This window comes from Parvibaculum sp. (genome assembly GCF_035511255.1).
In the GTDB taxonomy this organism is placed as follows: domain Bacteria; phylum Pseudomonadota; class Alphaproteobacteria; order Parvibaculales; family Parvibaculaceae; genus Parvibaculum.
In genome coordinates this window covers 1-9259 of the sequence record NZ_DATKFR010000272.1, presented here as the reverse complement: position 1 = coordinate 9259, position 9259 = coordinate 1, and the positions used below count along the sequence as shown (strand labels likewise).

Here is a 9259-nt window from a genome sequence, read left to right as displayed (position 1 = left end):
CTGCTGCTGGCGGGCGCGGGCCTTCTCGACGGCAAGCGGGCGGCGACGCATTGGGCCTTCGCCGAAAATTTTCGTCGCCTCTTCCCGGATGTCGAACTCGACAGCGACGCCATTTATGTGCGGGCGGACAATATCTGGACGTCGGCCGGCGTCACCGCCGGCATGGACCTGACGCTCGCGCTGGTCGAGGAAGATCTCGGCCGCGAGACGGCGCTGGCCATCGCGCGCCACCTCGTGATGTTCCTGATGCGGCCCGGCGGACAATCGCAATTTTCGGCGCAACTTGCGGCGCAGAGCGTCCCGGACGAGCGCATTGCGCGCGTCTGCGCCCATATCGTCCAGAATCCCCGCGCCGACCTGACGGTGCCGGCGCTCGCGGCCTGCGCCCATATGAGCGAGCGCACCTTCGCGCGGCGCTTCGCGGCGGCGGCCAGCATGTCGCCGGCCCTCTTTGTCGAACGCGCACGGCTCGACGAGGCGCGGCGGCGGATCATCGACGGCGCGGGCTCGATCGAGGCGATCGCATTCGATGCCGGCTTCGGTGGCAGTGAGCGCATGCGCCGCGCCTTCATCCGGCATCTCGGCGTCACGCCCAATCGCTATCGCGAAAGATTCCAGACGGCCAAAAGGCCGATCACACTCGATCTCACTGCGGAGGACAGAGCTCATGTCTCATGACGCGAAGGCGCGCGAGCGCACCATCGGCATTCTCATTTTCGACGATGCGGAAGAACTCGACTTCGTCGGCCCCTACGAGGTCTTCACCATGTCGAACGAGATGTTCGCGCGGTCGGAAAACCGGCGGCCCGACAAGGTGCTGCTGATTTCGGAGACGGGAAAGACCGTCACCTGCGCCAAGGGCATGCGCGTCGAGGCGCATTGCGGCATTGCCGACGCGCCGAAGCTCGACTTGCTGCTGGTGCCGGGCGGACAGGGCACGCGGACCGAGGTGAACAACAAGACGATCACCGACTGGGTGGCGCGCGTCGCCGGGGATTGCGAGTGGGTGACGAGCGTCTGCACCGGCTCGATGGTGCTGACGGCGGCTGGCCCCGCGAAGGGCAAGCGCGTGACGACGCACTGGGCCTTCATTCCGGCGCTGCGCGAGCGCGGCGAGGCCGCCGAAGTGGTCGAGCGCGTGCGCTATATCCGCGACGGCAACGTCGTGACCTCGGCCGGCGTTTCGGCCGGGATCGACATGGCGCTCTGGCTCGTCGGACAAATGCATGGCGAGGACCATGCGCGGTTCACGCAGATGGGCATGCAATACGATCCGGCACCGCCTTACGCGGCGGCGGTCTAACCTTTCTCTTTCCGTCCAAAGTCGAAACGCCGCTTCTCGCGCCAGCCGTCCTCGTCCTTGCAAAAGAGCGAGGCGGCCTCGATGCGGGCGCGGATCGGGAGACGCGGACGGGCGTCTGCCAGGAATTCCTTCTCGATGCGGTCGAGGTCCTCCGGGGACGCATCGGCCGACAGATGCGCGACGGTGAGATGCGGCACGACCTCCGCATGGGCGCCGCCATAGGGCAAGTGATCCGGAAAGGCGAGGCGCAGCGCGCGGACAAGTCCGACGACGGGTTCGGCCCGGTCGGGCGCAAGCCAGAGGACGGAGGGGAAACGCCGCGTCTCCGCGAAATGAAGATCGACCGGCGCGCTTTGCGCGAAGACATAGGCGAGCGAGGCTTCGGCCTCGGCGTCGATTTCGGACGATGGCTTGAAGGGCGAGATCAACGTCACATGGGCGGGCATGCCATCGGCCGCGGCCGGATCGTGACGCGCACGCCAATGCGCGATCGCGGCCTCGGCTTCGGGAATGCGCAATACCAGCGCCGTCTGCATCGCCTCACCTCCTTCCCACCTTCATATTAGACGAATGCGGCAGAATCCGGTCTACTCCCCCGAAATAAAATTCGGGAGCGCCCTCATGTCAGACAAGAACCCCTTCGATCCAGCCCTGTTCCGTCCGGAGGCGATTTCGCCCGAGACCAAGGGGATCAACGACTTCATCATCCAGGCCTTCGGGAACCTGCCCGAATGGTGGGAGATCGGCGCGCAGACGGTGCGCGAGGCGCGGGCGAAAGGCGAAGGCGGCTTTCCGCCGCTGCCGAAATCTCCCCGCGCGAAGGTGATCGAGATCGCCGGCAAGGGCGGACACAAGGTGCCGCTCAGGATCATCGCGCCGGACAATCCCAGAGGCGTCTATCTTCACATCCATGGCGGCGGCTGGGTGCTGGGCGCGTCCGACCAGCAGGATCCGATGCTCGAGCGGATCGCCGACAATGCGGGGCTCGCCGTCGTCAGCGTCGAATACAGACTCGCGCCGGAGAACCCCTACCCGGCCGGCCCCGACGATTGCGAGACGGCGGCGCTGTGGCTCGTCGAGAACGCGCAGAAGGAATTCGGCACCGACCGGCTCACCATCGGCGGCGAAAGCGCGGGCGGGCATCTTTCGGCCGTGACGCTTCTCCGCATGCGCGACCGGCACGGCTATACGGGTTTCAAGGGCGCCAATCTCGTTTTCGGCGCCTTCGACATGGCGATGACGCCGAGCCAGAAGCATTTCGGCAATGAGCGGCTGGTGCTGCGCACCGTCGACATCCAGCAGTTCGGCGATGCCTTCCTGCCGCCCGAGTTCGACCGGCGCGATCCGGACATCTCGCCGCTTTACGCCAATCTGAAGGACATGCCGCCGGCGCTCTTCACGGTGGGCACGCGCGATGCGCTGGTCGACGACACGCTCTTCATGTACGGCCGCTGGGTCGGGGCGGGGCGCGAGGCGGAGCTTGGCGTCTATCCGGGCGGCGCGCATGGCTTCATCGCCTTCCCCGGCGAGATCGCCCGGACCGCCAATGAACGGATCGACGCCTTTCTCAAGCGCGTGACAGGCTGACCGGCCCGCATGACCGGCATGATCGATACCTATCGCGGCTATGTCTCGATGCAGGAATGCGACGAGATGGGCCACATGAACATCCAGCATTATATCGGCAAGACGTCGGACGCCTCGTTCAACTATCGCGTCGCGATCGGCATGGGCTTCACGCATCAACGCGAAAGCGGACTCGGCTATGTCGCGCTGGAGCATCACGTCCGTTTTCATCGCGAGTTGCGCACCAGCGACCTCGTGCTGGTCCGTTCAGGCACGCTCGAGGTTCGCGACAAGACGATGCGCATGTATCAGGAGATGCGCGAGATCGTCGATGACCGGCTGGCGGCCACTTTCGTCGTCGATGTTGGCTGCCTAGATCTCGGAACGCGGCGTCTCGTGCCATGGTCCGAAGAGACGCGGGCGAAGGCGCAGGCGCTGATCGTGGCGGAACCGGACCATGCGAGGCCGCGCGGGCTTTCGCGCGAGGCGATGGACCGCGACGTGTCGCTCGCCCGCGCCGACCAACTCGGCATGATCGAGAGCAATCGCTCGGTCGTGAACCCCTGGGAATGCGACACCAACGGGCACATGAATGCGCGTTTCTTCATGGCGCGGTTTTCGGATGCGCAGGGGCATATGTGGGCGCATGCGGGGCTCGGCCGGCACGAGCAGGCGGCAGCAGGCCTCGCGACCGCGACGGTCGAGATGCGGCTCGTCTATTTCCGCGAATTGTTGGCGGGCGAGACGCTGGTCGTGCGCACCGGGCTCGTCGAAGCGGGCGAGAAGACGCTGCGCTACCGGCACTGGCTCTTCAATGCGGAAACGGGCAAACCCGCCTGCGCCGCCGAAGGGCTCGGGCTTCTCTTCAGCCGCGAGACGCGCAAGGCGGTCCCTATTCCAGACAGCATCGCCGCCCGGTTCGCGCGCGGCTGACGAATAACCGATCTCGATACACGAAGAACAAGGAAACGAGACCATGGGAGAGATGATCGACGTCGCGCGCTCCAGCGTGCAGACATGGCAGGCCGACCAGATGGGCCATATGAACGTGCAGTTCTACATGGAGCACGCGACGCAGGGGCTTGCCGCGCTCGGCGTCTATCTGGGGCTCGGCCCCCGCTACATCGATGCCGAACGGGCGCGGCTCTTTGCGCGCGACCACCACGTACGGTTTCTCCGCGAGCAGCGTCCCGGCGCGCCCTTCACGATCCGCGCCGGCGTGCTCGGCGCGACCGATTTCGGATTGCGCGTCTATATGGAAATGACGAACACGATTTCCGGCGACGTCGCGGCGACCTTCGCGGCCGACGTGGAGCTGATGGACGAGGACACGCATGAGATCAAGCCGCTGACGCTGCGCGCCAAGAAAGCCGTGAAGGCGATCGCGGTCGAGCTGCCGGCGCATGGGACGCCGCGCGGGCTTCAGATCTACGAACCGCGCACACCGCCGACGCTGAAGGAAGCCGAGACGATGAAGCTGTTCTTCACCTGGCAGGGCGAGGTACAGGCTTCGCAATGCGACGCGCAGGGATTTCTGACCACGCGGCATTTCATGGGGATCGTTTCCGATTCCATTCCGAACCTTCTCGGCCAGACGCGCGGCGACGACCGTTCGCAGAATACGAAGGTGGGCGGCGCGGCGCTCGAATACCGCTTCCATTATCATCGCTTTCCCCGCGTCGGCGACGTGCTGACGCTCAGGAGCGGATTGAAGGAAGTGGGGCCGAAGACCTATACATGGTGCCACTGGCTCTTCGATCTTGAGACCGGCCACGCGGTCGGCACAGCGGAAGCCGTCGCCATCGCGCTCGACCTTGAAGCGCGCAAGGCCATTCCCATTCCCGAGGAGATGCGGGAGCGGCTGGAGAAGCTCGTGGTGCCGGGGTTAGGCGTTTGAGGACTTCTCAAACCGCCGCGCCCTTATGACCAGGCCGCGTTCGCCGGCGATGCGCTGGATGGTCTTCATGCCGCGGGCGAGCGGGTAGAGCGTTTCCATGTCGTGCGCGCGGCGGGCATCGGACGCGGCCTTTCGGGTCTCGTTGTAGAGCGCGAGGAGTTCGACCTCGCCCATCGCATGAAGGCGCGCTTCCTTGGCGGGACGGTCGGGATCGGCTTCGGAGAAAGTCAGCGGCACGTGAAGACCGGCGATTTGAGGGTGCGAGGGCTCAAGGCTATCCTGCGGTAAAGAAGATGGGGAGAGGCATGAGCGATTTTCTGGGCGGCGAACTTTCGGCGGAAGAAAGCGATGTTCTCGGCCGGGCGAGACGCTTCGCCCGCGACGTCGTGGCGCCGACCGCGGCGCGATGGGAGCGCGAGAGGCGGATGCCTGTCGAGGCGCTGCGAATGGCGGCGGCGGAAGGGCTCCTCGGGCTCGAAGTGCCGAAGGCACAGGGCGGGCTCGGCGGGCGTTATCTGCTGAAGCTTGCCATTGCCGAGGCGATGTCGCGCGCGGACATGGCTTTTACCTTCTCGATGATCAACACGCATAACGTCGCCGCGAAACTTGCCCAGAGCGATGTCGCGACACATCGCGAGGTTCATGTGCCCGCGCTGATGCGCGGCGAGATTTTCGGCGCGACGGCGCTGTCGGAGCCGGGCGCCGGCAGCGACTTCGCCGCGATCAAGACCGCCGCGCGCAAGGTCGAGGGCGGCTGGCGCCTTTCGGGCGAGAAGGACTGGATCACCAATGCGCCCGTCGCCGATCTCTTCGTCACCTATGCGCAGACCGACGCGAATGCCGGCTGGCGCGGCATCGCCTGCTTCCTCGTCGATGCGCGGCGCGAGGGCTTCCGGCGCGCCGACGCCTATCCGCTGCTCGGCGGACATGCAATCGGCGCGGGCGGCTTCGCGCTCGACGATTATTTCGTACCCGATGAGGACATGCTTGCCGGCCCCGGCACGGCGTTCAAGCTGGCGATGCAAAGCGTGAACGGCGCACGCGTCTATGTGGCCGCGATGTGCGCGGGGCTCCTCGCGTCGAGCCTCGAAACGGCGCTTGCCTATGGCGCCAAGCGGCAGGCCTTCGGCAAGGCGCTGATCGAGCATCAGGGCCTGCGCTGGTCGCTTGCCGATGTGGCAACCGACCTCGAAGCCCTGCGCGCGCTGACGCGGGAGGCGGGCAGGCTCATCGACCGGAATGAAGATGCAGTGATGGCGGCGGCGCATGCCAAGAAATTCGCGGGCCGCGTCACCCTCGCCCGCATCGACGATTGCATTCAGGCGATGGGCGCGAAGGGCCTCTCCGAGGCCTTCCCGCTCGGCCGGCACATGGCCTGCGCGAAGATCGCGGCCTTCACCGACGGCTCGACCGAGATGATGCAGGAACGCATCGGTGCGGGGCTCGCCGCGACCTACGGCGCCTAGTCGCTCAGCCTCGCGTCGAGATCGAGCATTTCGCGACGGACGGTTTCGGGATATTCCATCGGCAGGAAATGCGTGGCGCGGCCGATGCGGAGCAGTGTCGCCTGCGGATCGCGGCGGCCGAGAAGCTCGGGCGCGGGCGCGCGGCAAGTCGAGGTCGCGCCAGCATAGATCAGCGTCAGCGGGCAGGAGATGCGCGCGATGTCGGCCCAGATGTCGTGATCCTGGGCGCGGAAATTCGCGGCCTCCCAGGCGGGCGCGCAGGCGAGCTCGATCTGTCCGTCGTCGCGCGACCGTGTGCCGCCCTCGACATAGTCGGCGATCACCTCGTCGGGCCAGGTACGGAAGGCGCCGCGCCCCTTATAGGCCTTGGCCATGGTGGCGCGATCGGGGAAGACGGCGCGGCGACGCTCGGCACCCTCGGCGAGCGAAAGGGGTCCGCCCTTGCGCCCCATCAGGCGGAAGAGCTGCAGCATCAGGCGCGCGCCGCGCGACACCATCACCGGATCGACGAGGATCAGGCCGCGCACGAGGTCGGGCCGTTCGGCGGCCACCATCAGGCTCGTCGTGCCGCCCATCGAATGACCGCCGAGCAGCACCGGACCGCCCGCCTCGGCGGCGAAGTTTTCCACCATGCGGATGAGATCGTCGCGGAAGATCGTCCAGCGGCGATGGCCCGACGGATCGGCGGGGAGCCGCGTCTGCCCATGCCCGCGGGCATCCCAGGCGCGGATGTGGAAGCGCCCGGCGAGCGGCGACAGCAGGCGGCTATAGGTCATGCCGTTGAAGCCGTTGGCATGAGCGAAGTGGAGCGCCGGCTGGCCTCGTCCGTGTTTCCATTCGAGGAAAGAAACGGCGCCGTCCTCGAGCTCCAGTTCGCGCCGCACGGGCGGCGTCTCGTTGATGTGGAGGCTCACGCTCGAGGCAGTCACGATGCCACCTTCCGGAAATCGGGTTTGCGCTTGGCGAGAAAGGCGTCGACCGCCTCGTGATGCTCGGGCGTCGTCCAGCATTCCTGCAACGCGTCGGTTTCGAGCTTCTGGGCGCGGCGCAGATCCGTCGTGCAGGCATTCTCGGTGAGGAGCTGCTTCGTCATGCGGAGCTGGCGGGCCGGATTTTCAGCGATGAGATTGCCGAGCTCGAAGGCCTTCGCCAGAAGGTCCGACTGCGGCACGACATATTCGCAAAGGCCCTTCGCCTTCGCTTCCGCCGCCGGATAGAGCCGTGCGGTCAGCATCATCTCGCTCGCGTTGCCCCAGCCCATGCGGGAGATCAGGAAATGCGACGAGGCGAGCTCCGGCACGATGCCCATCTTGACGAAGACGAGGCCGAACTTCGCTTCCTCCGCCGCGACGATGATGTCAAAAGGAAGGATCATGGTGACGCCGATGCCGACGGCGACACCGTTCACCGCCGCGATCAGCGGCTTCGACGAGCGGGTGAGCGCGATCCAGTCGACGCCGGCCGGCATGCCGCCCGAGCCGCCCGCCGTGTCGTTGCCCGGGTCCTTGCCGTCGACACGGGTCTTGAAGACGGCATCGACATCGGCGCCGGCGCAGAAGCCGCGCCCCTCGCCCGTCATCACGATGGCGCCGATGTCGCGATCCTCGTTCGCGACCATGATCGCATGACCCAGTTCCTCGGCCATGCGCGGCGTCCAGGCGTTGAGCTTGTCGGGACGGTTCAAGGTGATGAGCGTCACCGCGCCCCGATTCTCGACCTTGATCTGCTGGTAATCCATGGCGTCCTCCCGGTTTCGATTTCTTGTTGGGGAAAGTCTAGGCCGACGCCCAATGTCGCGACAAGCAAGGCTTGACGCGGGCGCGGGCAAGCCCTGCACTGTCCTCAAATCCATTTGAACAGGGGAAGGCGCCATGGAACTGGAACTCAAGGGAAAGACGGTCTTCGTCGCGGGCGCGAGCCGGGGTATCGGCTTCGGCATGGCGCGGGCTTTCGCCAGGGAAGGCGCGAAGGTCGCCCTGACCGGCCGGGGAGACGCGGCGCTCGACGCGGCGAAGACGGCGCTGGTCACCGAGGGCATTCCGGCAAAAGACCTCCTCACCGTCGCGGGCGACATGACGCAGTCCGCCGATCTCGCGGCGGCGCTCGACGCAACGGAAGCGCGGCTCGGACCGCTTCACACCGTCATCGCCAATGTCGGCATGTCGAAGGCGCCCCTCGGCTTCGATGTTTCGGATGAGCTGTGGAACGCGGATATTCTTCAGAACCTGTCGGGCTCGTTCTTCCTCGCGCGCGAGGCGCTGAAGCGGATCGTCAAGCAGCCGGCAGACATGCGCGCGGGCGCGAATCTGATCTTCATTTCGTCAATCGCCGGCGTCGATGCGCTCGGCACCTCCGTCACCTATGCGGCGTCGAAAGCGGCGGTCAACCACGTCACGCGGTCTCTCTCGAAAAGCATCGGCAGGGAGGGCATCCGCGTCAACGCGATCGCACCGGGAAACATCCTTTTCGACGGCGGCGTCTGGGACAAGAACACCAAGGAGCGCCCCGACGACTGGGCGCGCTGGATCAAGCGCGAAGTGGCGCTGCGCCGTTTCGGCAAGGTCGAGGAGATTGCCGATGCGGCACTCTTTCTCGCAAGCCCCCGCGCGAGTTTCATCACCGGCGCGGTGCTAGTGGTGGACGGCGGTCAGGTGAAATGATTAGCGGAAGTTGAAGGGAATTTCGAAGACGAGGTCTTGCGACGTGAGACCTGGAGGTGGCGGATCGAAGGGAGCCGCCGCCTCGATGGTGCGGAGCGCCATTGCGTCGAGTTCCGGATTGCCGCTCGACCTCGCGACGCGGATCGCGGCGATCGCGCCCTCGTCCGTCAGCGCGAAATTCACATAGGCCGTGCCGGGAAGGTGAATACCTTTCGGCTTGCGCTCCGCGATGCGCCGCCAGACGAGGCTGCCATAGGCGCGGATGCCGGCGGCGCGGGTTTCGGCCGAGATCGAGGGGGCGGACGGCGCTTCCACGGGCGGCATCGGCGCGGGAGAGGCCAGGCGGAAGGCGGGCGCGTTTCGCGGC

At 66.3% G+C, this 9259-nt stretch carries 12 protein-coding genes; 7 read left to right on the top strand and 5 right to left on the bottom strand.

Annotated features, from left to right (window positions below; translation table 11 throughout):
• Positions 1-678 (top strand): GlxA family transcriptional regulator (locus tag VMR03_RS10945; RefSeq protein WP_325405110.1); only part of this gene is annotated, 678 nt, incomplete at its 5' end.
• On the top strand, positions 668-1303 hold the full coding sequence (locus VMR03_RS10940; RefSeq protein WP_325405108.1) for a DJ-1/PfpI family protein: 636 nt from the start codon (positions 668-670) through the stop codon (positions 1301-1303). The genes VMR03_RS10945 and VMR03_RS10940, both read left to right, overlap by 11 nt.
• Here the strand turns inward: VMR03_RS10940 and VMR03_RS10935 are convergent.
• A complete protein-coding gene (locus tag VMR03_RS10935; protein WP_325405106.1) occupies positions 1300-1839 on the bottom strand; it encodes a 2'-5' RNA ligase family protein in 540 nt (179 codons plus the stop codon). The two genes, VMR03_RS10940 and VMR03_RS10935, sit on opposite strands and share 4 nt — an antisense overlap.
• An 85-nt stretch (positions 1840-1924) precedes the next feature.
• Between VMR03_RS10935 and VMR03_RS10930 the strand changes: the two genes are divergently transcribed.
• The 3 genes from VMR03_RS10930 to VMR03_RS10920 are packed head-to-tail and all read left to right on the top strand — an operon-like array spanning position 1925 to position 4766.
• Positions 1925-2890: an alpha/beta hydrolase gene (locus VMR03_RS10930; protein ID WP_325405104.1), complete on the top strand. Its 966-nt coding sequence runs from the start codon at positions 1925-1927 to the stop codon at positions 2888-2890.
• Positions 2891-2899: 9 nt separating this feature from the next.
• The gene (locus VMR03_RS10925) at positions 2900-3802 is read left to right on the top strand and encodes a thioesterase family protein (RefSeq protein ID WP_325405102.1); all 903 of its coding nucleotides are present in this window, start codon (positions 2900-2902) and stop codon (positions 3800-3802) included.
• Positions 3803-3845: 43 nt separating this feature from the next.
• Positions 3846-4766 carry a thioesterase family protein gene (locus VMR03_RS10920; RefSeq protein WP_325405100.1) on the top strand — a complete coding sequence of 307 codons (921 nt, stop codon included), beginning with the start codon at positions 3846-3848 and terminating at the stop codon, positions 4764-4766.
• On the opposite strand, the gene VMR03_RS10915 is transcribed toward VMR03_RS10920, so the two are convergent.
• The gene (locus tag VMR03_RS10915) at positions 4755-5003 is read right to left on the bottom strand and encodes a hypothetical protein (RefSeq protein WP_325405098.1); all 249 of its coding nucleotides are present in this window, start codon (positions 5001-5003) and stop codon (positions 4755-4757) included. The genes VMR03_RS10920 and VMR03_RS10915 overlap by 12 nt on opposite strands.
• A gap of 68 nt (positions 5004-5071) precedes the next feature.
• Here VMR03_RS10915 and VMR03_RS10910 point away from each other — a divergent pair, with 68 nt between their 5' ends.
• Positions 5072-6232 (top strand): acyl-CoA dehydrogenase family protein, encoded by a 1161-nt coding sequence (locus VMR03_RS10910; RefSeq protein WP_325405096.1) that lies wholly within the window; start codon positions 5072-5074, stop codon positions 6230-6232.
• Here the strand turns inward: VMR03_RS10910 and VMR03_RS10905 are convergent.
• Both VMR03_RS10905 and VMR03_RS10900 read right to left on the bottom strand, forming a co-directional pair.
• The gene (locus VMR03_RS10905; protein ID WP_325405094.1) at positions 6229-7161 is read right to left on the bottom strand and encodes an alpha/beta hydrolase; all 933 of its coding nucleotides are present in this window, start codon (positions 7159-7161) and stop codon (positions 6229-6231) included. The two genes, VMR03_RS10910 and VMR03_RS10905, sit on opposite strands and share 4 nt — an antisense overlap.
• Positions 7158-7970 carry an enoyl-CoA hydratase/isomerase family protein gene (locus VMR03_RS10900; protein WP_325405092.1) on the bottom strand — a complete coding sequence of 271 codons (813 nt, stop codon included), beginning with the start codon at positions 7968-7970 and terminating at the stop codon, positions 7158-7160. Before VMR03_RS10900 ends, VMR03_RS10905 begins: the two co-directional genes overlap by 4 nt.
• 133 nt (positions 7971-8103) lie before the next feature.
• On the opposite strand from VMR03_RS10900, the gene VMR03_RS10895 reads away from it, so the two are divergent.
• On the top strand, positions 8104-8892 hold the full coding sequence (locus VMR03_RS10895; RefSeq protein WP_325405090.1) for an SDR family NAD(P)-dependent oxidoreductase: 789 nt from the start codon (positions 8104-8106) through the stop codon (positions 8890-8892).
• Here VMR03_RS10895 and VMR03_RS10890 read toward each other — a convergent pair.
• Positions 8893-9259: energy transducer TonB (locus VMR03_RS10890; RefSeq protein WP_325405088.1), on the bottom strand; the 367-nt coding region annotated here is incomplete at its 5' end.